This is a genomic window from Micrococcus sp. CH7 (assembly GCF_001595485.1).
Classification (GTDB): domain Bacteria; phylum Actinomycetota; class Actinomycetes; order Actinomycetales; family Micrococcaceae; genus Micrococcus; species Micrococcus luteus.
The window spans coordinates 82,614-107,399 of the sequence record NZ_LOSQ01000003.1; the positions used below are offsets into that span (position 1 = coordinate 82,614).

23 protein-coding genes are annotated in these 24,786 nt (G+C 72.7%); 5 read left to right on the plus strand and 18 right to left on the minus strand.

Annotated elements, in window-relative coordinates; genetic code table 11:
* Together pstC and pstS are read right to left on the minus strand one after the other, a co-directional pair.
* Window positions 1-957: a phosphate ABC transporter permease subunit PstC gene (gene pstC / locus AUV08_RS01145; protein ID WP_061873056.1), complete on the minus strand. Its 957-nt coding sequence runs from the start codon at window positions 955-957 to the stop codon at window positions 1-3.
* A 134-nt stretch (window positions 958-1,091) separates the two neighbouring features.
* Window positions 1,092-2,204: a phosphate ABC transporter substrate-binding protein PstS gene (gene pstS, locus AUV08_RS01150; RefSeq protein WP_061873057.1), complete on the minus strand. Its 1,113-nt coding sequence runs from the start codon at window positions 2,202-2,204 to the stop codon at window positions 1,092-1,094.
* Between the two features lie 226 nt (window positions 2,205-2,430).
* Here pstS and AUV08_RS01155 point away from each other — a divergent pair, with 226 nt between their 5' ends.
* Window positions 2,431-3,600 carry an aromatic acid exporter family protein gene (locus tag AUV08_RS01155; RefSeq protein WP_061873058.1) on the plus strand — a complete coding sequence of 390 codons (1,170 nt, stop codon included), beginning with the start codon at window positions 2,431-2,433 and terminating at the stop codon, window positions 3,598-3,600.
* An 89-nt stretch (window positions 3,601-3,689) separates the two neighbouring features.
* The gene (gene radA / locus AUV08_RS01160; protein ID WP_061873059.1) at window positions 3,690-5,126 is read left to right on the plus strand and encodes a DNA repair protein RadA; all 1,437 of its coding nucleotides are present in this window, start codon (window positions 3,690-3,692) and stop codon (window positions 5,124-5,126) included.
* A gap of 13 nt (window positions 5,127-5,139) precedes the next feature.
* Here radA and AUV08_RS01165 read toward each other — a convergent pair whose 3' ends face one another.
* On the minus strand, window positions 5,140-5,988 hold the full coding sequence (locus AUV08_RS01165) for a hypothetical protein (protein WP_061867599.1): 849 nt from the start codon (window positions 5,986-5,988) through the stop codon (window positions 5,140-5,142).
* A gap of 41 nt (window positions 5,989-6,029) precedes the next feature.
* Here AUV08_RS01165 and AUV08_RS01170 point away from each other — a divergent pair, with 41 nt between their 5' ends.
* Window positions 6,030-6,962, plus strand: coding sequence for an A/G-specific adenine glycosylase (locus tag AUV08_RS01170; protein ID WP_197459312.1), 933 nt, complete (start codon window positions 6,030-6,032; stop codon window positions 6,960-6,962).
* Between the two features lie 37 nt (window positions 6,963-6,999).
* On the opposite strand, the gene AUV08_RS01175 is transcribed toward AUV08_RS01170, so the two are convergent.
* The 7 genes from AUV08_RS01175 to AUV08_RS01205 all read right to left on the minus strand — a co-directional run bounded on the left by AUV08_RS01175 (window position 7,000) and on the right by AUV08_RS01205 (window position 14,077).
* Window positions 7,000-7,515, minus strand: coding sequence for an amino-acid N-acetyltransferase (locus tag AUV08_RS01175; protein WP_061867597.1), 516 nt, complete (start codon window positions 7,513-7,515; stop codon window positions 7,000-7,002).
* Window positions 7,516-7,611: 96 nt separating this feature from the next.
* On the minus strand, window positions 7,612-7,794 hold the full coding sequence (locus AUV08_RS01180; protein WP_061867596.1) for an Rv0909 family putative TA system antitoxin: 183 nt from the start codon (window positions 7,792-7,794) through the stop codon (window positions 7,612-7,614).
* Between the two features lie 326 nt (window positions 7,795-8,120).
* Window positions 8,121-10,676 (minus strand): ATP-dependent Clp protease ATP-binding subunit, encoded by a 2,556-nt coding sequence (locus AUV08_RS01185; RefSeq protein ID WP_061867595.1) that lies wholly within the window; start codon window positions 10,674-10,676, stop codon window positions 8,121-8,123.
* A 156-nt stretch (window positions 10,677-10,832) separates the two neighbouring features.
* Window positions 10,833-11,135 (minus strand): Lsr2 family protein, encoded by a 303-nt coding sequence (locus AUV08_RS01190; protein WP_036314827.1) that lies wholly within the window; start codon window positions 11,133-11,135, stop codon window positions 10,833-10,835.
* A gap of 164 nt (window positions 11,136-11,299) precedes the next feature.
* The gene (locus AUV08_RS01195) at window positions 11,300-11,539 is read right to left on the minus strand and encodes a hypothetical protein (protein ID WP_002856071.1); all 240 of its coding nucleotides are present in this window, start codon (window positions 11,537-11,539) and stop codon (window positions 11,300-11,302) included.
* Window position 11,540: 1 nt separating this feature from the next.
* A complete protein-coding gene (gene lysS / locus AUV08_RS01200; protein ID WP_061867594.1) occupies window positions 11,541-13,055 on the minus strand; it encodes a lysine--tRNA ligase in 1,515 nt (504 codons plus the stop codon).
* Window positions 13,056-13,087: 32 nt separating this feature from the next.
* Window positions 13,088-14,077, minus strand: coding sequence for a D-glycerate dehydrogenase (locus AUV08_RS01205; protein WP_061873060.1), 990 nt, complete (start codon window positions 14,075-14,077; stop codon window positions 13,088-13,090).
* Between the two features lie 168 nt (window positions 14,078-14,245).
* Between AUV08_RS01205 and AUV08_RS01210 the strand changes: the two genes are divergently transcribed.
* Both AUV08_RS01210 and AUV08_RS01215 read left to right on the plus strand, forming a co-directional pair.
* Window positions 14,246-16,120, plus strand: a complete 1,875-nt coding sequence (locus AUV08_RS01210) for an MDR family MFS transporter (RefSeq protein ID WP_061866869.1) — start codon at window positions 14,246-14,248, stop codon at window positions 16,118-16,120.
* Window positions 16,113-16,622 carry a MarR family winged helix-turn-helix transcriptional regulator gene (locus tag AUV08_RS01215; protein ID WP_036314817.1) on the plus strand — a complete coding sequence of 170 codons (510 nt, stop codon included), beginning with the start codon at window positions 16,113-16,115 and terminating at the stop codon, window positions 16,620-16,622. The genes AUV08_RS01210 and AUV08_RS01215 overlap by 8 nt, the downstream gene beginning before the upstream one ends.
* Window positions 16,623-16,662: 40 nt before the next feature.
* On the opposite strand, the gene AUV08_RS01220 is transcribed toward AUV08_RS01215, so the two are convergent.
* The 8 genes from AUV08_RS01220 to AUV08_RS01255 all read right to left on the minus strand — a co-directional run bounded on the left by AUV08_RS01220 (window position 16,663) and on the right by AUV08_RS01255 (window position 24,647).
* Window positions 16,663-18,726 (minus strand): M13 family metallopeptidase, encoded by a 2,064-nt coding sequence (locus AUV08_RS01220; RefSeq protein ID WP_061866852.1) that lies wholly within the window; start codon window positions 18,724-18,726, stop codon window positions 16,663-16,665.
* 151 nt (window positions 18,727-18,877) lie between these two features.
* On the minus strand, window positions 18,878-19,360 hold the full coding sequence (locus AUV08_RS01225) for an SRPBCC family protein (protein WP_036314813.1): 483 nt from the start codon (window positions 19,358-19,360) through the stop codon (window positions 18,878-18,880).
* A gap of 47 nt (window positions 19,361-19,407) precedes the next feature.
* Entirely contained in the window at window positions 19,408-20,106 is a 699-nt protein-coding gene (locus AUV08_RS01230; protein ID WP_061866853.1) for a DNA-3-methyladenine glycosylase, read from the minus strand.
* A complete protein-coding gene (gene panC, locus AUV08_RS01235; protein ID WP_061866854.1) occupies window positions 20,103-21,134 on the minus strand; it encodes a pantoate--beta-alanine ligase in 1,032 nt (343 codons plus the stop codon). Before panC ends, AUV08_RS01230 begins: the two co-directional genes overlap by 4 nt.
* A gap of 153 nt (window positions 21,135-21,287) precedes the next feature.
* A complete protein-coding gene (locus AUV08_RS01240) occupies window positions 21,288-21,986 on the minus strand; it encodes a DUF3618 domain-containing protein (protein WP_061866855.1) in 699 nt (232 codons plus the stop codon).
* Window positions 21,983-22,450: a phage holin family protein gene (locus tag AUV08_RS01245; RefSeq protein WP_036314802.1), complete on the minus strand. Its 468-nt coding sequence runs from the start codon at window positions 22,448-22,450 to the stop codon at window positions 21,983-21,985. The genes AUV08_RS01240 and AUV08_RS01245 overlap by 4 nt, the downstream gene beginning before the upstream one ends.
* Window positions 22,447-23,262 (minus strand): hypothetical protein, encoded by an 816-nt coding sequence (locus AUV08_RS01250; protein ID WP_061866856.1) that lies wholly within the window; start codon window positions 23,260-23,262, stop codon window positions 22,447-22,449. The genes AUV08_RS01245 and AUV08_RS01250 overlap by 4 nt, the downstream gene beginning before the upstream one ends.
* A gap of 158 nt (window positions 23,263-23,420) precedes the next feature.
* Window positions 23,421-24,647 (minus strand): glycerophosphodiester phosphodiesterase, encoded by a 1,227-nt coding sequence (locus tag AUV08_RS01255; RefSeq protein WP_061866857.1) that lies wholly within the window; start codon window positions 24,645-24,647, stop codon window positions 23,421-23,423.
* Between the last annotated feature and the right edge of the window lie 139 nt (window positions 24,648-24,786).

The following is a 24,786-nucleotide window of genomic DNA, read 5'->3' on the forward strand; positions in this document are numbered from 1 at the left end:
TCAGTTGGCTCCCGAGAATTCCTTGTGCTTGTTCACGATCGCGCGGGCGATCATGTTCACCGCCAGGGTGATGATGAAGAGCATGAGACCGGCAGCGATCAGCTCGTGCAGGCGCATGTTGAACGCCTCGGGGAAGTTGAGCGCGATCTCCGACGGGATCGTCTGGTTCCTGCCGGACTCCACGAGCGACCAGGAGAAGACACCGCCGGAGAGCACCATGGTGACCGCCATGGTCTCGCCGAGCGCGCGGCCGAGGCCGAGCATGATCGAGGAGATGATGCCGGCCCGGGCGAACGGGAACACGGTCATCTTGATCATCTCCCAGCGCGTGGCGCCGAGGCCGAGCGCGGCCTCCTCGTGGAGCTTCGGGGTCTGGGTGAAGATCTCACGGCAGAGCGCGGTGATGATCGGCAGGACCATCACGGCCAGCACGACGCCCGAGGTCAGCAGGGTGCGGCCCGTGGTGGTGGCCGAGCCGCCGAAGAACGGGATGAAGCCCAGGTTCTCGTTGAGCCAGCCGTAGATCGGCACCATCAGCGGAGCGAGCGTCAGCCAGCCCCACACGCCGTAGACCACGGAGGGGATCGCGGCCAGCAGATCGATCACGAAGCCCACCGACTGCGCGATGCGCGGGGGCGCATAGTGCGAGATGAACAGGGCGACACCGATCGCGACCGGGGTGGCGATGAGCAGAGCGATGATCGACACCATCACGGTGCCGGCCATGAGCGGCCACACGTACTGGAAGAAGGAGTCCGCAGACACGAGCTCCGCGCCCGGCTGCAGGGCAGGCCATGCCTCCATCAGGAGGAAGACCGCCACGAAGGCGAGCACGAGCAGGATCAGGACGGCGGCCGCCAGGGCCCCGCCGGAGAGGAGCTTGTCTCCGGCGGCTCCGCGGCGGGGGCCGCGCAGGCTGGACGGCTTCGGTGCCGCCTCGTTGGTGGTTGAGGACACAGTGCCTTCCCTCGGCTCGACGTGCATGGTGATGGACGGGCCGCGACGAACGAGCGCCCTGACGCGGCTTCAGCCGCCGGGCCCGTGGGGCCCGGCGGCCGAAGCGACGGTGGGTCAGCCGACAAGAAGCGACATCAGCCCTTGACCGAGATGGCCTCGATGCGCTCCATGGCCTTCTTGCGGGTGTCCTCGGCGATCGGGGCGTTGCCCGCGGACTCCTCGGCGGTCTTCTGACCGTCCTCGGACACGACGTACTCGGCGAAGGCCTTGACCTGGTCCACGGTCTCCTGCGACTCGTACTGGTTGCAGTAGATGTGGTAGGAGACCAGCACGACGGGGTACACGCCGGACTCGTCGGTGGCGCGGTCGAGCTCGATCGAGCCGTCCTCCTTGGCCTCGGACTTCTCGACGGTGGCGGCCGCGGCCTCGGCGGAGTACTTCACGTACTCCTCGCCGACCTTCACGGACACGGTGCCCAGCTCGCCCACGGCGGAGGCGTCGGCGTAGGTGATAGCGCCCTCGGTCTGGGAGGCCAGGCCCACGACACCCTTGGTGCCCTGGGCGGACTCGGCGGTGATGTCGGACGGCCAGGTCTCGACCTCGTCGTAGGACCAGGCATCACCGGCGGCCTCGGTGAGGTAGGCGGTGAAGTTCTCGGTGGTGCCCGAGTCGTCGGAACGGTGCACGACGGTGATCGGGGTGTCGGGCAGCTCGACGCCCTCGTTCTGCGCGGCGATGGCCTCGTCGTTCCAGTTCTTGATCTCGCCGGAGAACACCTTGGCGATGGTCTCGGCGTCCATCTTGACCTCATCGACGCCCGGCAGGTTGTAGGCCACGGCGATCGGGGAGATGTAGGCCGGCACGTGGAACGCGCCCTCGTCGCCGCAGTTCTCCTTGGCGGACTCAGCCTCCTCCTCCTTGAGGGCGGCGTCGGAGCCGGCGAAGGAGGTGGCACCGGCGAGGAACTTCTCACGGCCGGCACCGGAGCCGTCCGGGGAGTACTGCACGGTCAGGTTCGGAGCGATCTCGGTGACACCCTGGGTCCAGGCGGTCATGGCCGCCTCCTGCGAGGAGGCGCCGGCGCCGACCAGGTTGCCCTGGACCTCGGAGGTGGTGCCCTGCTCGCCGCCGGCGGAGCCGGAGGCATCGGAGCCGCCGTTGCCGCTGTCCGCGGAGGAGCAGGCGGTCAGGGCGATGGCGGCCACGGACAGGAGGGCGGCGGAGCGGCCGAAGCGGAGAGCCTTCACGAAGAGCCTCTTTCAATCGGATGACGACGGTGAGGGCAGAGCGTCCGGCTGGCCCGGTTCTGCACCGCACTCGACCGTACGGTCCAGAGGTGAATCGAGTGCTCGGCCGGGGTGAACAGATGGTGAACGGGAGCGGCATTCGCGGGATTCGGCTGTGCGGTGGGTCACAATACCTGGTTGAGCCCCGTACGGCGGGGGGTCCGCGGCGTCGGACTAGGCTGGCCGCATGACGGACCGCTTCGCCACCGCCACGGGCACGGTGCCGATGGTCGACCCCCAGACCCGCGGGGAGCGCCTCGGCCGCTTCCTGCGTCGGCGCGCCCGTGCGGGTTGGTCCCGCGTCCGCTCCTCCGTGGGCCAGGCCGCCCTCGTCGCGGTCTGCGCGGTGGGCGCCTATTGGTTCGCGGAGACCATCCTGGGCCACCAGCAGCCCCTGTTCGCCTCCACCGCCCTGCTGATCGCCCTCGGCTTCCAACGGGAGCCGAAGCTGCGCAAGGTGGCCGAGGTCGCCGTCGGCTGCACCGTCGGCATCCTGATCGGGGACCTGCTCATGGTCGGGCTCGGCCGCGGCCTGTGGCAGGCCTCGGTGGTCGTGTTCGTGTCCGTGATGGTGGCCCGGTTCCTGGACTCCGGCGCCACGTTCACGATGCAGATGTCCCTGCAGTCCGTCCTCGTGGTCCTCCTGCCCATCGGCGCGGGAGGGCCGTTCGTCCGCAGCCAGGACGCGATCGTGGGCGGCGTCCTGGCCCTGCTCGTCACGTTCCTCTCACCCCAGGACGTGCGCCGTCCCGCGGTGCGTCAGCTGGGTGGGCTCTACAACTCGATCGCCACGGTGCTGCGCGACCTCTCCCGGGCCCTGCGGGAGGACGACTCCCGCACCGCCTGGATGGCGCTCGTGGCCAGCCGCGGCACGCACACCACGCTGGAGGCGCTGCGCAAGGAGCTGCGCGTCACGCATGAGCAGACCCTCTTCAACCCGCTGCACCGCTCCTCGCGCTCCTTCGTGGACGACGCGGTGAACGCGGCGGACCGCTCGGACCTGGCGGTGCGCTCCCTGCGGATCGTGGCCCGGCGGGTGGTCTCGGTCCTGGACGAGGGCGTGTTCGACGACGACGACCGCGAGCGCCTGGCAGCCTGGTTCGACGACGCCGCGGACGCCGTCGAGATCCTGCACCGCTCCCTCGTGGAGCCGCAGGCCGAGGGCCGCCATCGCTCGCTGTCCGTGGCGCGGGACGCCCTGGGGGCGTCCGCGTCCGCGTTGGACCCGCACCAGCTGGGCGGCGGATCCGTGCACGGCGAGGCGCTCGTGATGCTGCTGCGGCCCATGATGGTGGACCTCATCGAGGCCACGGGCGCCGAGCATGACGAGGCGCGCGGCTACCTGCCCCGCGTCTGAGCCCGACGGCGGAGCGCGGCCCCGGCGGTCGACAGCGGGGCCGTGCGCGGGCCGGTTAACGCGTCCGCCCCGGCTCCTAGAGTGGGCGCATGGCCACCAAGACCGCCCCGAAGCGCGCCCCCGGATACCGCTGCACCGAGTGCGGCTGGACCACCGTGAAGTGGGTCGGCCGCTGCGGGGAGTGCCAGTCGTGGGGCACGGTCGAGGAGATCGGGCTGACGTCGACCACCGGTCGCACGCGCGCGGCCACGGTCGCGGAGGTCGCGCCGCGCATCGCGGACGTGGACGCCACGCTGGCCTCGTTCCGCTCCACGGGGGTGCGTGAGCTGGACCGCGTGCTCGGCGGCGGCCTCGTGCCGGGCGCGGTGATCCTGCTGGCCGGCGAGCCGGGCATCGGCAAGTCCACGCTGCTGCTGGACGTGGCCGCCCAGACGGCGCGCGGCGCGGGCGGCGGCGGTCCGCGCTCGGTGCTGTACCTGACGGGCGAGGAGTCGGCGGCGCAGGTGCGCTCCCGCGCAGACCGGATCGGGGCGATCGCGGAGACCCTGCGTCTGACGGCGGAGACGGACCTGGGCCGGGCGCTGGGGCAGATCGAGCGGACTGACCCGGAGCTGGTGATCGTGGACTCCGTGCAGACCCTGCAGTCCACCGAGGTGGACGGGATCGCCGGGGGCGTCAGCCAGGTGCGCGAGGTGGCGGCCAGCCTCATCCGCACGGCCAAGGAGAAGGGGATCACCACGGTCCTGGTGGGCCACGTGACGAAGGACGGGACCATCGCCGGCCCGCGGCTGCTCGAGCACCTCGTGGACGTGGTCTGCCAGTTCGAGGGGGACCGCCACTCACGGCTGCGCCTGGTGCGTGCGGTGAAGAACCGCTTCGGGCCCACGGACGAGGTCGGCTGCTTCGACCTGCGGGAGGACGGCATCGAGTCCCTGGACGACCCCTCCGGTCTGTTCCTCTCGGGCGTCTCGGAGCCGGTCGAGGGCACGTGCGTGACGGTGACGCTCGAGGGCCGGCGCCCGCTCGTGGCCGAGGTGCAGTCCCTGCTCACCCCGTCCGCCGGCGGCAGCCCGCGCCGCACCGTCTCCGGCGTGGACGCGGCGCGCGTGAACATGCTCCTGGCCGTGCTCCAGCGCCGGGCCCGTTTCGCCCTCGCCCAGGACGACTGCTACGTGGCCACCGTGGGCGGCGTGCGACTCTCGGAGCCCGCCTCGGACCTGGCCGTGGCCGTCGCCGTGGCCTCGGCGAAGCTCTCGGCCCCCGTCCCGCAGGGGATGATCGCGGTCGGCGAGCTCGGGCTTGCCGGGGAGGTGCGCCCCGTGCCCGGCATCGGGCGACGGGTGCGTGAGGCTGCGCGGCTGGGCTTCACCCGCGCGCTGGTCCCCCGCTCCCCCGAGCCGCTCGGGGAGGTCCCGGCGGGCTTCACGGTGGCGGAGGTCGGCTCGATCGGCGAGGCCCTCGCCACGATCCCCACGTGGACCGGCGGCGGCCCGGCCGCGCGTCCGGAGGTCGGCCCCGGCCGCTGACGACGCGCCCGGCTCAGCGGGACGGCGACGGCGACGGGTCGGTGGTCGTGGCCGGTGCCGCGGACGGCGAAGCCGACGCCGATGCTGAGGCGGACGCCGAGGCTGAGGCCGACGCCGGAGCTGAGGCGGACGCCGACGGGGAGGCACTGCCGCTCGAGGAGGGGGTGGCCGAGGAGCCGCCGTCCTGGGCCCCCGGGGCGAGCTCCTCGAGGATCTTCAGCGCGACGGGGCGGGAGGTGACGTCGCCGAGGCTGACCGTCAGCAGATGGGGCCCGGGCTCCGCGAGAGCGCCGAGGCGGCCGCAGTCCTGGCTCGAGGCGCGGCCGGACCAGCGGTACACGGCGGTGAGCTCCTCGTGCGGGTACAGCACCCGCTGGGCCTCCGCGGGGTCCGCCTGGCAGATGCGGGTGGAGAAGACGTCGTCGCCCTCGGCCGTGCGGATCGTGAACTCCTGCCGGGCCGTGCCCACATCCGTGCGGCACGGGGTCGAGGAGAGGTTCGTGATGCCCAGGCGCAGCTCGGCCTCCTCGCCCCGCTGGTACTCGGACCGGTCCGCGGCGGCGGCGATCCGCAGGTCCGAGGGCTGGCACTCGGCGGCGTCCTCGAGGGCCACGGTGGGCGAGGCGGAGCTGGACTCGGCGTCCGTGGCCGGGGCGGGCGACGGGGAGTGCACCGGCGTCGGGGCGGCGGAGGGGTCGGCGTCCTCGGAGGAGAAGGCGCCGATCCCGGCGCGGACGAGCGCCACGACGGCCCACCCCACCAGGAGCAGGAGCACGAGGGCGAGCAGGGCGGCCACGAGCCGCCGACGGCGGTAGACGGCGGGGGACGGCTTCGACCCGGGGGAAGTCGGACGAGACGGCATGCGATCCAGGGTAGGCGGCAGCGCGCCCTACAGTGGACGCCATGCCCGCGCCCGCCCCCCTCGTCCCGCCCACGGTGGACGTGCCGCGCCTGCACGACGCGGTGCTGGGGTGGTTCGCCGTCCACGCCCGGGACCTGCCCTGGCGCAGCCCGGACTGCTCCCCGTGGGGTGTGCTCGTCTCGGAGATCATGCTCCAGCAGACGCCGGTCGTGAGGGTGCTGCCCCGCTGGCGGGAGTGGCTGGAGCGCTGGCCCACCCCCGCGGACCTGGCCGCCGCCCCCACCGCAGACGTGCTCACGGCCTGGGACCGGCTCGGCTACCCGCGCCGGGCCCTGCGCCTCCAGGAGGCCGCCCGGGCCGTCGTCGAGCGCCACGACGGCCGGGTGCCGGCCGACCCCGCCGCCCTGCGCGCCCTGCCCGGCATCGGCGAGTACACGGCCGCGGCGGTCGCGAGCTTCGCGTTCGGCGTCCCCGAGACCGTCGTGGACACCAACGTGCGCCGGGTGATCGCGCGCGCGGTCGCGGGTGAGGCCCTGCCCGGCAGGTCGCTGACCCGCGCCGAGATGCGCCGCGCCCAGGCCCTCATGCCCGAGGACCCCGCCCGCGCCAACGCGTGGAACGCGGCCGTCATGGAGCTCGGGGCCCTCGTCTGCACCGCCCGCTCCCCCGCCTGCGACCGCTGCCCCCTGGCGGAGACGTGCGCGTGGGTCGCGGCGGGCTCCCCGCCGCCGGTGGAGGTGCCGCGCGGCCAGGCCTGGGCCGGCACGGACCGTCAGGTGCGCGGGGCCGTGATGGCCGCCGTCCGCGAGCACGGTCGCGTGGCCGAGGCGGAGGTGCCCGCCGTCGTCGTCGCCGGGGGGCGGCTCGGGTCGCACCGCCCCGAGGACGCGCAGTGGGCGCGGTGCGTGGCCGGGCTCGTGTCGGACGGGCTGCTGGCCCGGGACGACGACGGCGGCCTCACCTTCCCGGCCTGACCTCGCCGGGGCACGGGGCGGCCCGCGGTGCGGCGGCTCAGAGGCGGCGGATCATCCGCGTGTTGCCGAGCGTGTTCGGCTTGACCCGGGCGAGGTCCAGGAACTCGGCGACGCCCTCGTCCGTGGAGCGCAGCAGTTCCGCGTAGACCTCCGGGTCCACGGCGGACTGGTCCGCCATCACCTCGAAACCGTGCCGGCGGAAGAACTCGACCTCGAAGGTCAGGCAGAAGACCCGCTCGACGCCCACGGCCCGCGCACGGTCCAGCAGCTCCTCGATGATCAGGTGCCCGACGCCGGTCCCCCGGTGGGCCTGCGAGACGGCGAGGGTGCGGACCTCGGCGATGTCCTGCCACATCACGTGGAGGGCGCCGAAGCCGGCCAGGGTCCCGTCCGCCTCCTCGGCGACCACGAACTCCTGGATGGCCTCGTAGTAGGCCACAGCCTCCTTCTGGAGCAGCACGCGCTCCCGCGCCAGCGGCTCCACGAGCGCCTGGATGACCGGGACGTCCTGGGTCCGCGCCGAGCGGAGGGTGAGGGGGCGGTCGGCAGGCATGGGGTCCAGTCTAGGCACGGACATCCCGACCCCGGACAGACGGGAGCCCCCGTCCCGGCGGACCGGGCGGGGGTTCCCGCGGCGTCGACGGCAGGCTCAGGCCTGCTGCTCGCCCTCGTCCCCGGACAGGAACTTCTCCTGCGCGCCGTCGACACCCTTGTTCACGGTGTCGCCGTGCTCGCCGAGCTTGTCGCCGTGCTTCTCCTGAGCGTTGTCCACGGCCTCGTCGATCTTGTCCGAGTGCTGGTTTGCGAGGTTGTTCAGGTCACCGATACCCATGGGCGGCCTCCTTCTTCTCGGGGCTGTTCCGCAGCCGTCCCGGCGAGCGCCGGGTCGAGGCGGAGACAGGACCACCGTCGAGCGGTCACAGACCACAGTGGCACCGATCCCGCCGCGAGGGAACCCCTCTCGTGCCTGCGGGGAGGCGGGCCGGTTCAGCGGTCCGTGGAGAGGCCGTCCTTGATGCCAGCGGCGGTGTCGCGGACCTCGGCCTCGGCGTCCCCGCGGGGGCACGACGACGGCCCGCCGCGCCCTCCCCGAGGGGAGGGGCGACGGGCCGTGGGCACCGGACACGCGGTCCGGCGTCGTGGGTCAGGCCCCGCAGGTCACACGGAGCGGTCGGCGTCCACCGGATCGCCGGCACCGGACTCGAGCTCGGCCAGCTCCGCGCCCTCCAGGGCCTCCCGGCCGCCGGAGAACGCGAACGTCAGCTCGGCGCCCTCCCCCTCGCCCGTGGCGTCCACGGTGATGAGGGAGCCGGCCGGGATCTCGCCGAAGAGGATCTTCTCCGAGAGCTGGTCCTCCACCATCTGCTGGATGGTGCGGCGCAGCGGGCGGGCGCCCATGGCCGGATCGTAGCCGCGGTCCGCGAGCAGGTCCTTGGCGGACTGGGTGAGCTCGATGGACAGGTCCTGCTCCGCCAGGCGCTTGCCGAGGCGGGAGATGAACAGGTCCACGATCTGCACGATCTCGTGCTTCTGCAGCTGCGGGAACACGATCACGTCGTCCACACGGTTGAGGAACTCGGGGCGGAAGTGCTGGCGCAGCTCCTCCTTGACCTTGCCCTTCATCCGCTCGTACCCGGTGGTGGTGTCCGTGGCCGACTGGAAGCCGGTCATGACGCCCTTGGAGATGTCCCGGGTGCCGAGGTTCGTGGTCATGATGATCACGGTGTTCTTGAAGTCCACCACACGGCCCTGCGAGTCGGTCAGGCGACCGTCCTCGAGGATCTGCAGCAGGGAGTTGAAGAGGTCCTGATGGGCCTTCTCCACCTCGTCGAACAGCACCACGGAGAACGGACGGCGGCGGACCTTCTCGGTGAGCTGGCCGCCCTCCTCGTAGCCCACGTAGCCGGGAGGGGCACCGAACAGACGCGAGACGGTGTGCTTCTCCTGGAACTCGGACATGTCCAGCGTGATGAGCGCGTCCTCGTCCCCGAAGAGGAACTCCGCGAGGGACTTGGCCAGCTCCGTCTTGCCGACGCCGGTGGGGCCGGCGAAGATGAACGACCCCGAGGGGCGGTTCGGGTCCTTCAGGCCCGCGCGGGTGCGGCGGATGGCGCGGGACAGGGACTTGATCGCCTCGTCCTGGCCGATCACGCGGCGGTGGAGCTCCTCCTCCATGTTGCGCAGGCGGTCCGTCTCCTCCTCGGTGAGCTTGAACACCGGGATGCCGGTGGACTTGGAGAGCACCTCGGCGATGAGGTCCTCGTCCACCGTGGCGACGTCGGCGTCCGCACCGGTGCGCCACGCCTGCTCCTTCTCGCGGCGCTCGTCCTCGAGCTGCTGCTCCTGGTCGCGCAGGCGGGCGGCGCCCTCGAAGTCCTGGCCGTCGATGGCGGCCTCCTTCTGGGTGCGCGCCTCCGCGATGCGGGACTCGTAGGCCTTGATCTCCGGCGGCACGGTCATGCGACGGATGCGCAGACGCGCGCCGGCCTCGTCGATCAGGTCGATGGCCTTGTCCGGCAGGTGCCGGTCGGAGACGTAGCGGTCCGCCAGGCCGGCGGCGGCCTTGAGCGCACCGTCCGTGATGGAGACCTTGTGGTGTGCCTCGTAGCGGTCCCGCAGGCCACGCAGGATCTCCGTGGCGTCCTCGACGGACGGCTCGGCGACCTGGATCGGCTGGAAGCGGCGCTCGAGCGCGGCGTCCTTCTCGATGTGCTTGCGGTACTCGTCCGGCGTGGTGGCGCCGATGGTCTGCAGCTCACCGCGGGCCAGCATCGGCTTGAGGATGCTGGCGGCGTCGATCGCGCCCTCGGCCGCACCCGCCCCGACGAGGGTGTGGATCTCGTCGATGAACAGGATGATGTCCCCGCGCGTGCGGATCTCCTTGAGCACCTTCTTCAGGCGCTCCTCGAAGTCGCCGCGGTAGCGGGAGCCGGCCACGAGGGAGCCGAGGTCCAGCGAGTAGAGCTGCTTGTCCCTGAGCGTCTCCGGGACGTCGCCGCGGTCGATCGCCTGGGCCAGGCCCTCGACGACGGCGGTCTTGCCGACGCCGGGCTCGCCGATGAGCACGGGGTTGTTCTTGGTGCGGCGGGAGAGCACCTGCATGACGCGCTCCATCTCGCCCGCACGCCCGATGACGGGATCCAGCTTGCCGTCGTGCGCGGCCGCGGTGAGGTTGCGTCCGAACTGGTCCAGCACCACGGAGCCGGCGTTCTGGCCGGCCTCGCCGCCCTGGCCCACCCCGGCGCCGGCGGTCTCCTTGCCACCCTGGGCGCCGCCCTGGTAGCCGGAGAGCAGCTGGATGACCGTCTGACGGACGCGGTTCAGGTCCGCGCCGAGCTGCACGAGCACCTGGGCGGCCACGCCCTCGCCCTCGCGGATCAGGCCGAGCAGGATGTGCTCGGTGCCGATGTAGTTGTGGCCGAGCTGCAGCGCCTCGCGCAGGGACAGCTCGAGCACCTTCTTGGCGCGCGGCGTGAAGGGGATGTGGCCGGGCGGGTTCTGCTGGCCCTGGCCGATGTCCTCCTGCACCTTCTCTCGCACGGCGCCCAGGGAGATGTCCATGGACTCCAGTGCCTTGGCTGCGACGCCCTCACCCTCGTGGATCAGACCGAGCAGGATGTGCTCGGTACCGATGTAGCTGTGGTTGAGCATGCGCGCCTCTTCCTGGGCGAGCACGACCACCCGCCGGGCGCGGTCGGTGAATCTCTCGAACATGGGCACACTCCTTGCGTACGGTCGTGGTCGACACTACGCACCCGGACCGCGTGCCGCGCGGCTGTTCGCCAGCGGGAGAAGCGGCCCGGCCGTCGTCGGGAGGGGCCGGAACGAGCCCCGGGGACGCCGATTCCTCGACGCACCCGGGCGGGGCGCTCACTTGCGCTTCGCGTTGCGGTAGGCCTCCACCACGTCGCGGTGCAGACGGCCCCGGCTCGAGACCTCGTAGCCGTTCTCGGCCGCCCACTTGCGGATCTGGGCGGCCTCGACCTTGGGCGACGGCGGCGCCACGGCGCGGCCCTTCTTCATGTAGGGCTTCAGGAACTCACGGAGTTCCGCGGCGTGCTCCTTCGACAGGTCGATCTCGTAATTGCGACCGTCCAATGCGAAGTTCACGGTCTCATCTGCAGGCGAACCGTCAAGATCATCCACGAGGACCACTTCTACCTTCTGTGCCAACGGTGATTCCCACTTTCTTCTCTCGTGCGCGTGTCCCTGGGTTCCGGTCTTCGCTCTCGGGCTTCTTTCCCGCGTGCTCACGATTCCGGCCGTGCACTTGTGGTGATTCAAGAATACCGCAACAAAGCCGGGCAGAAGGATTCTTCAACGCCGGGGAAGGAATCTCACCGGGCGCGGTCCTCCGGATCGGCCTCCGGCCCTCCCTCGGCTCGGCGTCGGGCCGCCCACTCACGGGCCTCGGCCTCCTCGCGGGCCGCCCGCGCGTCCGCGCCCGAGAGCCGGCGGGCCTGACTCTCGCGCTCACCCGTGTCCGAACGCAGCAGGGAGCGCATCACCAGCCAGAAGATGAGCCCGAGGCCGATCGAGGGGGCGAGGACGGAGAAGTAGTCCCAGAAGTCGGCCATGTCAGGCCTCCGGCTTGAGCAGCGGGAAGAGGATGGTCTCGCGGATGCCGGCGTCCGTGAACAGCATCACCAGGCGGTCGATGCCCAGGCCGATGCCGCCCATGGGCGGGGCGCCGTACTCGAGGGCGCGCAGGAAGTCCTCGTCCAGCTGCATGGCCTCGTCGTCGCCGGCGGCCGCCATCGCCGACTGGGCGGTCAGGCGCTCGCGCTGGATGACGGGGTCGATCAGCTCGGAGAACGCGGTGCCGCGCTCCATGCCGCCGATGATCAGGTCCCACGCCTCGATGACCCGGTCCTCCGAGCGGTGCGGGCGCGCGAGCGGCTGGGCGGCCGGCGGGTAGTCGTACACGAACGTGGGGTTCATCAGGGTGGGCTCCACGATCTCACCGAACAGCTCGATCACGAGCTTCTCCGCGTCCCACGCGGGGTCCACCTTGACCTCGTGCTCCGCGGCGATCGCCCGCAGCGTCTCGGCGTCCGTGTCCGGGGTGATCTCGCGGCCCACGGCCTCGGACAGCCCCGGGTACACGGCGACCCAGGCCCACTCGCCGTCGAGGTCGATGACGCCCTTCGCGGTCTCGAGCCGACGCCCGGCGCCCACCGCGTCCGCGGCGTTGAGGATGATCTCCTGCATGCGCTCGGCCATGACGTGCATGTCCGCCCACGCCTCATAGGACTCGAGGGTGGTGAACTCGGGCGAGTGGGTCGAGTCCACGCCCTCGTTGCGGAACACGCGGCCGATCTCGAACACGCGGTCGATGCCGCCGACGACGGCGCGCTTGAGGTACAGCTCGGTGGCGATGCGCAGGGTCATCGGCTGGTCGAACGCGTTGAGGTGCGTCTCGAAGGGACGTGCGAGGGCGCCGCCGTGGACCAGCTGGAGCATCGGGGTCTCCACCTCCACGTAGCCGTGGCCCTCGAGGGTGCGCCGCACCGCCGAGGTGACCTTGGCCCGGGTGTAGACCATGCGGCGGGCCTCCTCGCGCACGATCAGGTCCGCGTAGCGCTGGCGGACGCGGGTCTCCTCGTTCAGGTCCGCGTGCAGCACGGGCAGGGGGCGCAGCGCCTTGGAGGCCATCTCCCACGCCGAGGCCATGATGGACAGCTCGCCGCGGCGCGAGACGATCACCTCGCCGGTGACGGAGAGGAAGTCGCCCAGGTCCACGACCTTCTTCCACTCGGCCAGGGACTCCTCACCGACGGCGGCCAGGGACACCATGACCTGGAGGCGGACGGCCTCCCCGTCCGCACCGGACTCCTGCAGGGTGGCGAAGCAGAGCTTGCCGGTGTTGCGGAGGAAGACGACGCGCCCGGTCACCGACACGGTCTCGCCCGAGGCCCAGTCAGGCTCGTGGCCGTCGAACCGCTCACGCACCTCGGCCAGCGCGTGGGTGCGCGGCACCTGCACGGGGTAGGCCTCGCGGCCCGAGGCGAGCAGCTGCTCACGCTTGGCGGCGCGGACGGCCTGCTGATCGTGGTGGTCGACGGCGGCGGAGGCGGAGTTCTCGGTGGTCACGGTTCCCGAGTCTACCGACGGCGCCCCGCCGGTCAGCCGCGCACCTCGGGGTTGACGAGGGCCGGGACCTCCGCGCCCGTGGCCATGGCGATCGCGTTGCGCGCGGCCAGCTCGGCCATCGCGGCGCGGGTGTCCCGGGTGGCGGAGCCCAGATGCGGCAGGAGCATCACGTTCTCCAGCTCGGCCAGGCCCGGGGCGAGGGCGGGCTCGTCCTCGTAGACGTCCAGACCGGCGCCGAAGAGCCGCCCCTCGCGCAGGGCGGTGACGAGGGCCGCCTCGTCCACCACGGGGCCGCGGGCCGTGTTGACGAGGACGGCGTCGTCCTTCATCTTCGCGATCACGTCTGCATCCACGAGGTGGTGGGTGTCGTCCGTCAGGGGCACGTGGAGGGACAGGACGTCCGCGACCTCGACGAGCTCCTCCCAGCGGACCTGACGGACGCGGCCGGCGAGGTCGCCGAGCTCCGCGGCCGCGACCTCCCGGTGCGCGGGCGGCCGCGGCGCGAACACGACGTCCATGCCGAAGACGAGCGCACGCTCGGCCACCGCCTTGCCGATCCGCCCGAAACCGGCCAGGCCCAGGGTCGCGCCGCGCACGTCCCGGCCCACGAGCAGGTCCGGCGCCCAGCCGTGGAAGCGCCCCTCGCGCACCATCCGCTCGCCCTCGTGGACGCGGCGGGTCACCCCGAGGATCAGGAGCATCGCGATGTCCGCGGTGGCGTCCGTGAGCACGTCCGGGGTGTTGCCGACGGCGATCCCCCGCCGCGTCGCGGCGGCCACGTCCACGTTGTTGTAGCCGACCGCGTAGTTGGCGATGCCCCTGATCCGCGCGTCGGCGAGCACGTCGGCGGTGAACTTCTGGTCCAGGGCCGCGACGACGACGTCGTAGTCCCCCGAGGCCACCAGCCGCGCGAGCGCGGCGTCCCCTCCGACGTCGGCGCCGTCCACCACCTCTCCGGCCTCGCGCAGCATCCCGAGCCCGGGCTCAGGGAGGCGGGTCATGAGCAGGAAACGGGGGGTCACGGCGGGGCCTCACTCTCGGATCGGGGCGGGGAGGACGGGGCGTCGTCCGGCGTGACCAGGCTAACCGCGGACGGCGGGTGCGGCCCGGTCCGACGCCCCTTATGATTGACTCTCGTCAATCATTGACTCATGTCAATCACCGCGCCGCCCCTCCCGCCGAAGGACCCCATGACCCCAACCTCCCCCGCCCCCGAGGCCGTCGCGCCGGCCGGCGCCCCCTCGCTCGAGCGCGCCGCCGCCGACGCCGCGCGCCACCGCTCCGTGCTCCAGGCCCTGACCGGCCTCCTGCTGGGCATGTTCGTCTCGATGATCGCCAACACGGTGGTCTCGACCTCGATGCCGGTGATCATCCACGACATCGGCGGCGACCAGACCGCCTACACCTGGGTCATCACCTCGGCCCTGCTCGCCACGGCCATCGCCACCCCGATCTGGGGCAAGCTGGCCGACCTCGTCAACCGCAAGGTCCTCTTCCAGGTCGCCCTGGCGATCTTCGTCGCCGCCTCCGCGGCGGCCGGGTTCACCCACGATCCGACCTTCCTGATCGCGTGCCGCGCGGTCCAGGGACTGGGCGGCGGCGGCCTGGTGGCCCTCAGCCAGGTGATCATGGCGGACATCATCAGCCCGCGTGAGCGCGGCCGCTACATGGGCCTGTTCGGCGCCGTGATGGCCGTGGCCACGGTGGGCGGCCCGCTCGCCGGCGGCGTGATCACCGACCTGTGGGGCTGGCGCTGGAACTTCTTCGTGGCGGTGCCCTTCGCCGTCGTCGCCCTGGTGATGGTGCAGCGCACCCTCCACCTCCCGCAACGCGAGCGCCAGAAGGTGTCCATCGACTACCTCGGCATCGTGTTCCTGACCGCGGCCACTGCGCTGCTGCTGATCTGGGTCACCAGCGCCGGCCGCGACTTCGACTGGGCCAGCACCACCACCGCGTGGATGCTCGGCGGCGTCGCCGTCGCCACCGTCCTGTTCGTCGTGACCGAGCTGCGCGTCGCCGAGCCGCTCATCCCGCTCACCCTCTTCCGCGACCGCACCTTCACCCTCGCGACGATCGCCTCGATCGCCACGGGCCTGGCCATGTTCGGCTCCTCCGTCTACCTGGCCCAGTACATGCAGCTGGCCCGCGGCGCGACGCCGACCCAGGCCGGCCTCATGACCATCCCGATGATCCTCGGCCTGCTCGTGTCCTCCACGGTGATCGGCGGCCTCATCACCCGCACCGGCGTGTGGAAGCGCTGGCTCGTGATCGGCGCCGTCCTGCTGATCGCCGGCACCGCCCTGCTCGGCACCCTGCACTACGACACCTCCTTCTGGCTGGTGTCCCTCTACATGTTCCTGCTCGGCGCCGGCGTCGGCATGACCATGCAGAACCTCGTGCTCGTGGTGCAGAACACCACGGACCCGCGGCAGATGGGCGTCGCCAGCTCCGGCGTCACCTTCTTCCGCACCCTGGGCGGCAGCATCGGCGTCGCCGTGATGGGCGCCGTGGTGTCCAACGTGGTCCCGGACCGCATCGAGGAGCGCCGCGCGGACCTCGCCGCGGCCCTGCGCAGCCTGGGCCCGGACGCCGCCGAGTGGTCCGAGAGCCTGCAGTCCAGCACCCTGCCACGCGTGGCGGAGATGCCCGACGGCCTGCGCTCGATCTTCGAGGACGTCTACGCCACCGGCATCTCCCACGCGTTCCTCGTGGGCGTGCCCCTCGCAATCGTCGCGCTGATCGCGATCCTGTTCCTGCCGAACATCCCGCTGGGTCGCATGACCACCTCCGAGCGCCTCCACGCCACCCGCGCCGACCTGGCCACCCACTCCACGGCCGAGGCCATGCAGACGCTGCCCGCGACCGGTCCGATCCCCGTGGTGACCGCGGCGCAGGGGCAGCATCCCGCCGAGGACCCGGAGGAGTCCCGGGCGGTGGCGGCCGAGCGCCCGGCGACGGCGTCGCCGGTGGCCGGCCGGCCCGTCGTCCCCGCGGCGCTGGCCGTGGCGGGGACGGCCCTGCTGGCGGCCGTCGTCACCGCGCTGGTCCGGGCCCGCCGTGGCTGACGGCGCCCCGGACCCGGGCAGAGGCGGCGACGACGCGGGCTTCGAGGCCGCCGTCCAGGGGCTCGAGCAGGCGTTCTCGCGTCTGGTCCTGCAGCACCGCCAGGTGATGGTCCGCTACGCGGCGGCCCTCAGCCCGGCCCTGTCCGTCGGGGCGATGAAGGCGTTCATGATGCTGGCCAACGAGGGGACCATGACGCCCTCGGCCGTGGCCGAGGGCCTGCTGGTGGACCGCGCCCAGGTCTCCCGCATGGTCCGCGACCTCGAGGCCGCCGGGCTGATCACCCGAGAGCCGGACCCGCGGGACCGCCGCTCCGCCCTCCTGAGCGCCAGCCCCGAGGGGCTCGCCCGCCTCGACGCGGTGCGCGGCGGCCCGGCGGGTCGCGGGCTGCGCGACGACCTGGCGCGCTGGGACCGCGAGGACATCCGGACGCTGACGCGCCTGCTGGACCGGCTGGCCGCCGAGCGCCAGACCCGGATGCAGGACCCGGCCGAGTCCGAGTGAGCCGCCGACCGGAGCCGCGAGGCCCGGCCGGCGGGTGGGATCACCAGATGGTGACCCGCTCCTCCGGGGCCAGCCACATGGGGTCCCCCTCGCGCGTGCCGAACGCCTCGTGGAAGGCGTCGATGTTCTTGACCACCTGGTTGCAGCGGAACTCGTTGGGCGAGTGCGGGTCCGAGGCGATGCGGGTGACCATGGCCTCCGGTCGCGTGAGCTGACGCCACACGGTGGCCCAGGCGGTGAAGAACTCGCGGTCCCCCGCCGCGGCGTCGAGGGAGGCGCCGTCGCCCTCGTCCCGCCAGATCTCCAAGGCGCGGTGGGCGATGCCCAGGCCGCCGAGGTCGCCGATGTTCTCCCCCAGGGTGAACTCGCCGTTGACGCGGTGGTCCGGGGCCTCGGCCGGGGAGAGCGCGTTGTACTGGGCCACCAGCCGGGAGGTGCGCTCGGTGAACGCCGCGCGGTCCTCCTCGGTCCACCAGTCCTCGAGCCGACCGGCGCCGTCGTACCGCGAGCCCTGGTCGTCGAAGCCGTGGCCGATCTCGTGGCCGATCACGGCGCCGATCGCCCCCAGGTTCGCGGCCATCGAGGCCTCGGGGTCGAAGAACGGGGGCTGCAAAATGGCGGCCGGGAAGACGATCGCGTTCTCGAGCGGGGAGTAGTACGCGTTCACCGTCTGCGGCGTGATGTGCCACTCCTCCGGGTCCGGCCCGTCCGCGATCTTGCGCAGGTCCCGCTCCCACTCGAGCTCCGAGGATGAGCGGGCGTTGCCCAGCAGGTCGCCGGCGTGGACCTCGAGGGCGGAGTAGTCCAGCCACTTCGAGGGGTAGCCCACCATGGGGCGGAACATCGCCAGCTTCTCGAGCGCCCGCTGACGGGTCTCCTCGCCCATCCACTCGAGCTCCTCGATGGACCGGCGATAGGCCTCCTGGAGCAGGCCCACGAGCTCGTCCATCGCGGCCACGTGGCCCTGCGGGAAATGGCGGGCCACGTAGAGCTGCGCCACGTCCTCGCCGGCCGCCCCGTTGACGAACGCGACCGCGCGCTTCCAGCGGGGGCGGACCTCCTCGGTGCCGGCCAGGCGGCGGCCGTAGAAGGAGAAGTTCTCCTGCACGAACGCGTCCGGCAGGAAGCCGGCGAAGGAGCGCAGCACCTGCAGGATCAGCCAGTGACGCCAGTCCTCGAGGTCGGCGGCCTCGGGTCCCTCGAGCAGCCCCTGCACACCGGAGAGGAAGTCCGGCTGCCACACCACGACCTCCGCGGCGCGCTCGCCGGCGGCGTCCACGCCCTCGAGCCACGCGTCGGCCAGGGGGAAGAGCTCCGTCAGCCGGTCGTGGGTCATGGGGTTGTAGCGGGCCACGGCGTCCCGGCTGCGGACCAGGTCCCAGTGCAGGGCGGCGATGCGCTTCTCCAGCTCCACCACCCGGACGCCCAGCGCGGCGGCCTCGTCCCGGTCCGCGCCGATCCCGGCCAGCGTCAGCAGGCGGCCGGTGTGCTCGGTGTACTGCGCGAGGATCTCGGCGTAGGCCTCGTCCCGGTAGTAGGACTCGTCCGGCAGGCCCAGGCCGCCCTGGAGCAGGTGCAGGAGCATGCGGTCCGGGTTCCCGGCGTCGTTGAGTGCGCCGGTGTTGATGAGGCCGGAGACGCCCTGACGCTGCAGTCGCCCGGAGAGGGTGAGCAGCTCCGCAGGGGTGGTCACGGTGGCCACCGCCGCCAGGTCCGAGGCGATCGGCTCGAGGCCGCGGGCCTCCACGGTCTCGTCGTCCATGAAGGAGGCGTACAGCGCGGCGATCCGGCGCTTGAGCTCCGGATGCTCCATGCCCTCCGTGTCCTCCGCATCCAGCGGCGCGAGCGGGGCGTCCCGGTGCGCGCCGGCCGCGGCCGTGGCCTGCACGCGCGCCTGGGCGGGGTCGAAGCCCGCCCCGACCTCGCGCACGGCGTCCTCGCACAGGTGCCGGACGGCGAGCTCGGCCGCGTCCCGCAGCTCGAGGAACGCGCCGTAGGCGCCCTGGTCCGCGGGGATCTCGTGGGTGTCCAACCACCCGGTGTTGACGTGGCGGTACAGGTCCTCGCGCGGCGACGGGACTTCGGGCTCGGCGGTGGCGGTCACGGCGGATCCTCCTGGACGTGGGGGGTGGGACGGTCTCGCACGGCACTCTAGCCGTGACACCGGACACGACGACGGGCACGCACCCTGGTCGGGTGCGTGCCCGTCGTCGTGGGGACGGCCGGCCCGGGGGCCGCCGTCGGGAGGCGGGGGCTCAGCCGACCTCGGCGGCCAGCTTCGCGAGCGACTCCTCCATCTGCTCCTCGGAGACCATCGGGAAGAGGTTCTTCTCCAGCAGCTCCGGGTCGGTCACGTCGGTCCAGTCGTAGGTGAGGGACACGTCCGTGCTGCCGGAGCCGTTGTCCTCGAGCCGGTAGACCCACTGCCAGCCCTTGGGCTCGGTGCCGGCGGGGGCGGTCTTCCAGCCGACCAGCTTGTTCGGGTCGTAGGCGACCACGTGGTTGTCCGTCTGGTAGTCGCCACCCATGTGCTCCGCGTGCATGTTCATGGTGAACACGTCGCCGACCTTCTGGATGCGCTGGGTCTTGTCGTCCGACTGCACCATGCCCGAGCCGTCGAACTTCGCGTGGTTCGCGGGCAGGGTCAGGAAGTCGAACACGTCCTTGGCGGACGCGTCGATGGTCCGGGTGACGGTCTGCTGGGTCTCGCCGTGGGCGGTCTTGTTCATCTCGGTCATGGGATCAACCTAGGCACGGGGCCGGGGCGGCCGACAAGGTCTGGGGGTCAGTCCGGCACATTGCGCCCACGCCGGAACGCGGACACGCTGCGGTGGCCGGCAACGCTGAACCGCCACGGGAAGCGCACGGAGCCGCCCTCCCCCGAGACGCCGACGCGCGGGCCCGTCACGACCTCGATCGGCGGCTCGGCCGGATCGCGGGGCGCGGGCGGGGCCAGGAGGAAGCGGGCGGGTGCGGCCGGCGCGGCGAGGCGGGCCGGGGTGCCGCCGTCGTCGGACACCTCCGGCGGCGCGGCGACGATCTCCACGGGCGCGTGGCCCATCTCCAGGGTGATGCCGAGGCCCTGGCCGAGGTTGCCCGGCCCGGAGAGCAGCTTGAGGCCGGTGTCCCGGCCACGGCGGGCCACCGCGAGGTCCCCTCCCGCGAGCACCTCGGCCGCACGCAGCAGCACACCGCCGGCCTCCCCCTCGGGGTGGCCCACCAGGTTCAGGCAGCGGTGGATGCCGTAGTTCAGGTACACGTACGTGCGCCGCGGCGGCCCGAACAGCGCGGCATTGCGCTCGGTGCGACCGCGGAACGAGTGGGCACCGGGGTCCGCGCCCGCGTTCCCGTACGCCTCGGTCTCGGTCAGCCGCACGGTGACGGCGCCGTCCGGGGCGACGACGGTCAGCCGGCACCCCAGCAGCGTCGCGGCGAGCGCGGGCGAGGGGCCGTCGAAGGCGGCGGCGAGACGCTCCGGGGTCACGGCAGCGGCCCCACGGCGGGCAGCACCATGGTGTCGATCAACCGGACGGGCGGCACGTGCGCGGCCACGAGGGCGAGGGCCTCGCGGCGCAGCGGCTGGCACAGCAGCTCCGGACCGAGCTCGGCGAAGGTGTCCCGGTCCACCACCACGAGGTGGTCCAGCTCGACGCCCGGCTCGTCCTCGACCATCCGGCGCGCGGCCTGGACGTCGACGGGCTCACCGGCCGCCGCGGCGTCGGCCAGGGAGCGCAGGGCGCGGCTGAGGACGAGCGCGTGCTCCAGGCCCGCGGCGTCCAGGCGGGTGTTGCGGCTGGAGAGCGCGAGGCCCTCGGGCGAGCGGACGATGGGCACAGCGCGGACGTCGACGTCGATGTCCAGGTCCGTGGCCAGGCGGCGCAGGACGGTGAGCTGCTGCGCGTCCTTCTGGCCGAAGTAGCTGCGCAGGACCGGCACCGCCGGGCGCACGATGTTCCACAGCTTCGCCACGACGGTGGCCACGCCGTCGAAGTGGCCCGGGCGGGAGGCGCCCTCGAGGACCTCCCCCATGCGGCCGGCGGAGACGGTGACGATCGGCGCGTCCGGGTAGCCCGGGTACATCTCCTGCACGTCCGGGGCGAACACGACATCGGCGCCCGCCGCCGCCAGCAGGTCCAGGTCCGCGTCGAGGGTGCGCGGGTAGTGCTCCAGGTCGGCCGGATCGCCGAACTGGAGCGGGTTCACGAAGATGCTGACCGCGACGACGTCGTTCTCGGCGCGGGCCCGCCGCACCAGGGCCGCGTGGCCGCCGTGGAGGGCGCCCATCGTGGGGATCAGGCCGACGGTGACGGGCTCGGCGTCGCCGTCGTCCGTGGCGTGGGCGACGAGCTCACGGAGAGCGGAGCGCATCTCGGCGACGGTCCGGGCCAGACGCGGGCGCGCGGAGACGCCGTCGGCCTCGGCCGTCACGGGAGCGGGGAGGGCGTCCTCGAGGGTCAGGCCGGTGCCGGCGGGGACGGGGCGCTGGTCGGGGACGCGGTCGAGAGGGGTCACCCTCCGAGTCTAGGCACGGGGCCTCGGGGAGGACTTCCGCCTCACCACGCGCATCTGGTCCAAGGCCTGAGCCGCGGGCCGGATTCGGCCCCAAACGCGCGACGCCGGCTAGTCCCGTCAACGGGACCGGCCGGCGTCGTGCTCGGGTCGGGCTCAGGCGTCCTTCGCGGTGTCCTTCACCTGGCGGGCGGCGTCCTGGGACTCCGCCTTGAGGTCCTGCGCCGTGTCCGTGCCCTGCTCCTTGAGGTGGGAAGCGGCCTCGGCAGCCGACTCCTTCACGCTCCCGGCGGCCTCGCGGGCGGCGGGCTCGAGGTCCTCGCGCAGCTGCTGGGCGGCCTGCTTGGCCTCGTCCACCAGCGGGGCGGCCTGCTCCTTGAGGCCCTCCGCGGCGCGCTGCTCCACGCGTGAGGCGGGGATCAGCGAGCTGAGCAGCAGGCCGGCGCCGAAGGCGATCAGCCCGGCGGCCAGCGGGTTGCCCGCGGTGCGGCCGCGCAGCTGAGCCGGGGCCTGGTGCAGGGCGTGCTGGGCGTCGTCGGCCCACTCGGACACCCGGTCGCCGGCGTCGCCCAGGCGGTCCTGGGCCTGGCCGGCCGCGTCATACGCGGAGGCCCGGGCGTCGTCGACCACCGCGTGGGCGCGATCGCCCAGCGAGGGCTCGTGGCGGTGCTGCTCCGGGGAGCCCATGATGTTCTCCTTCGCGTGGATGAAGCCGTCCTTGATGCGGTTGGTCTGCCGGGACACGGCCTTCGTGGGGCTCACCTTCTCGGCGAGGGCGTCCACGTCCTGGCCGAGCTCGCGGCGCGTGCGCTCGATGTCGGCGCGGATCTCGTCGGGGTTGTTGCTCGTGGTCATCGCGTCTCCTTCGCGGGGTTCAGGGTCTCGGGGATCTCCTGAAGCGTCTCCTGGGTCTGCGGCAGACCCTTGATCTTCTCGATGTCCTTCTTGCCCTGTACGGCCAGCACGGCCGCGACGACGCCCCACAGCACGGCCACGATCAACGCGGCCCAGCCGATCGGCAGGAATACGTCGAGCAGGTGCATCAGGGCCAGGGACAGGAACATCAGCAGGAAGAAGCCGCCGACGGCGGCGCCGGCCAGCAGGCCTGCCCCCTTGCCGGCCTTCTTCGCGGACTCGGTGGCCTCGGCCTTGGCCAGGGCGATCTCCTGGCTGACCAGCGTCGACAGCTTGGCCGACAGGCTCTGGAACATCTCGCCGAGGCTCTCGTGCTCGGCACGGAACTCCGCCTGCGTGGGCGGCGGGGTGTGCGCGCCGGAGTGCGGCGTCGCGTCGCGGAACGGTTCGTGGGCGGTGCTCATGCGTCACCCCCGGGCCGGGTCTGGTCGAACGGCCGCTCGGCGGTCAGGCCCTGCTGGACCGGCGCCTGCGTGCCATACGGGGTGTCCCCGACGCCGGCCGCGCGGCGGGGCCCGGCGCCGTCCGCGACGCGGCCGTCGGCCTGGGAGAGCGAATCGCTCGAGTAGGCCGGGGCCTGCGAGTCCAGGTGGTGCGGGGTCACGTCCGCGTGCACCGCGTCCGGACGGGCCGTGTGACGGCGCGGCGCGGTGGAGGCGGCGGAGTCGGGCTGGGCGGCGTCGCGGATGCCGCGCGTCAGTCGACCGGCCACCAGCCCGGCGCCCAGGGCGAGGGCCAGGAACGTGCCCGGACGGCGAGCGGCGAAGCCGCGCACGTCCTGCAGCAGGTCCTGCGGGGAAGCGGTCTCCAGGCGCTGCGTCAGGGCCTCGGCACGGTCCGCCACCGAGGCGACGCCCTGGCGCACCAGGTCGGTCTGCGGCTGCTCACCGGAGACCACGCGGTGCAGGTCGTCGGTGTAGCTGCGCACCTGGCCCGCGAACCGCTCCTGCTGGGTCTGCACCTGCGCGCCGACCTGCTCCTGGGCGGAGCCGACCAGCGACTGCACCTGGTCAGCGGCCTCGTCCTTCACCTGGCCGGCCTCGTGCTTGGCGGTGGCCGCGAGGTCCTGGGCCTTGTCCTTGGCGTCCTGGGCCACGGCCTTCGCCTGGCCCTGGGCCTCGCCCGCGGCCTGCTGGGCCTTGTCCTTCGCCTGGTCCTTGGCGTCACGGCCCTCGGCTGAGGAGCCGTGGGCGTTCTTCGGCGTGTTCGTCGTCATGCTGTGCCTTCCTTCGTCCGGGTCGGCGGCCCCTCATGGCCAGCCCTTCTGGCCGTCCACGTCACCGGGTCCACCGGTCCTGAGGGCCAAGGTAAGCACCGCGACGGACGTGCCGGAAGACCTCGGGTCCGCCGGGATCGTCTCCGGTCGGGACGGGGTCAGCGCACCTTCAGGCCCCGCTGGGCGGTCTTGCCGACGCCCCGGCCCGGGTGCTCCTTCTTGCCCTGCATCCAGGTGTCCACGGCCTGCACGCCGAGGTCGGGGTGGTCGGTGAAGAAGCCGTCGATGCCGGCGTCGAGGAACGGCTGGATCATGCCGACCATGTCGCCCCGCGCGTTCGGGTCCGTGGAGGAGCGGAACTCCGTGTAGAGGAACTGGTTCTCGGCGCGGAAGGTGTACGGCACCACCTCGAGGCCCGCGCGGTGGGCGAGGGAGACGAACGCGGTCTCCTCGCCCATCGAGCCGTCCTTCTCCTTGGTGATGATCTGCGCGAAGGCCGGGCCGAGCGTGTCGACGCCGTCCGCGCGGACCTCGCGCATGCCCGCGGCGGTCTCGTAGAAGTCGTAGTCGCGGAGCCCGTCGCCGGCGGCCACGGAGTCATAGGGCGCGCCGGTGACGCTGGAGAGGAACACCGTCTCGGCCTTGAGGCCGAGGTTCTCGTTGAGATCGCGCAGGTTGGCGAGCTCGAAGGACTGCACGGTGGCGGGGGCGTTGCGCTTGTTCAGGCCGTGCTCGTCGAGCAGCTCGACGACGCGCTCCTCCATGGACAGGCCGATGGAGTCGAAGTAGGTGGGGTGCTTGATCTCGGGGATGACGCCGATCTCGCGGCCGTGCCGGGCCGAGAGGCGCTCCCGCAGCTCGAGCACCTCCTCGAAGGTGGGCACCTGGTACCGGCCGTCGTAGGACGCGGACTCGGGGCGGACCTGCGGCAGGCGCTCCTTGGCGCGCAGGGTCTTGAGCTCGGCGAGGGTGAAGTCCTCGGTGAACCAGCCGGTGAGGGCCACGCCGTCGACGACCTTGGTGGTCCTGCGGTCCGCGAACTCGGGTCGCTGGGCGACGTCCGTGGTGCCGTCGATCAGGTTCTCGTGGCGGACCACGAGCACGCCGTCCTTGGTGGAGACCAGGTCCGGCTCGATCACATCCGCGCCCTGGGCGGCGGCCAGCTCGTAGGCGGCCAGGGTGTGCTCGGGGCGGTAGCCGGAGGCACCACGATGACCCACGACGTCGGGACGCACCACGGGCTTGCCCGTGACGGACTGCGCGGCGGCCGGGGTCTCCGTTGCGGCGGGGGCGGCGACGGCCGGGGCGGCCAGCGGGGCGCTGACGGCGACGGCGGCGGCGAGGGCCACGAGGCCGCGGGCGGCGTGACGACGGACGGAGGTCATGGAACGGTCCTTTCCGGGAGGGGGATGACCGCTCCAGTGGGCCAGATCCGGGTGTCGGCCGGGTGGCCCCCCTCCGGCCACAGCCGGCCCGTCCGGTGAACAGCCGGTGACGGGCGGCTGATCGGAGAGGTTCAGCCGC

Bases quoted from the DNA above. Each gene is read 5' to 3' on its own strand.
- AUV08_RS01155 (WP_061873058.1), top strand. From the start codon at position 2,431: ATGACGGACCGCTTCGCCACCGCCACGGGCACGGTGCCGATGGTCGAC.
- radA (WP_061873059.1), top strand. From the start codon at position 3,690: ATGGCCACCAAGACCGCCCCGAAGCGCGCCCCCGGATACCGCTGCACC.
- AUV08_RS01165 (WP_061867599.1), bottom strand. From the start codon at position 5,988: ATGCCGTCTCGTCCGACTTCCCCCGGGTCGAAGCCGTCCCCCGCCGTC.
- AUV08_RS01170 (WP_197459312.1), top strand. From the start codon at position 6,030: ATGCCCGCGCCCGCCCCCCTCGTCCCGCCCACGGTGGACGTGCCGCGC.
- AUV08_RS01175 (WP_061867597.1), bottom strand. From the start codon at position 7,515: ATGCCTGCCGACCGCCCCCTCACCCTCCGCTCGGCGCGGACCCAGGAC.
- AUV08_RS01180 (WP_061867596.1), bottom strand. From the start codon at position 7,794: ATGGGTATCGGTGACCTGAACAACCTCGCAAACCAGCACTCGGACAAG.
- AUV08_RS01185 (WP_061867595.1), bottom strand. From the start codon at position 10,676: ATGTTCGAGAGATTCACCGACCGCGCCCGGCGGGTGGTCGTGCTCGCC.
- AUV08_RS01195 (WP_002856071.1), bottom strand. From the start codon at position 11,539: ATGGCCGACTTCTGGGACTACTTCTCCGTCCTCGCCCCCTCGATCGGC.
- AUV08_RS01210 (WP_061866869.1), top strand. From the start codon at position 14,246: ATGACCCCAACCTCCCCCGCCCCCGAGGCCGTCGCGCCGGCCGGCGCC.
- AUV08_RS01225 (WP_036314813.1), bottom strand. From the start codon at position 19,360: ATGACCGAGATGAACAAGACCGCCCACGGCGAGACCCAGCAGACCGTC.
- AUV08_RS01240 (WP_061866855.1), bottom strand. From the start codon at position 21,986: ATGACCACGAGCAACAACCCCGACGAGATCCGCGCCGACATCGAGCGC.
- AUV08_RS01245 (WP_036314802.1), bottom strand. From the start codon at position 22,450: ATGAGCACCGCCCACGAACCGTTCCGCGACGCGACGCCGCACTCCGGC.
- AUV08_RS01250 (WP_061866856.1), bottom strand. From the start codon at position 23,262: ATGACGACGAACACGCCGAAGAACGCCCACGGCTCCTCAGCCGAGGGC.
- AUV08_RS01255 (WP_061866857.1), bottom strand. From the start codon at position 24,647: ATGACCTCCGTCCGTCGTCACGCCGCCCGCGGCCTCGTGGCCCTCGCC.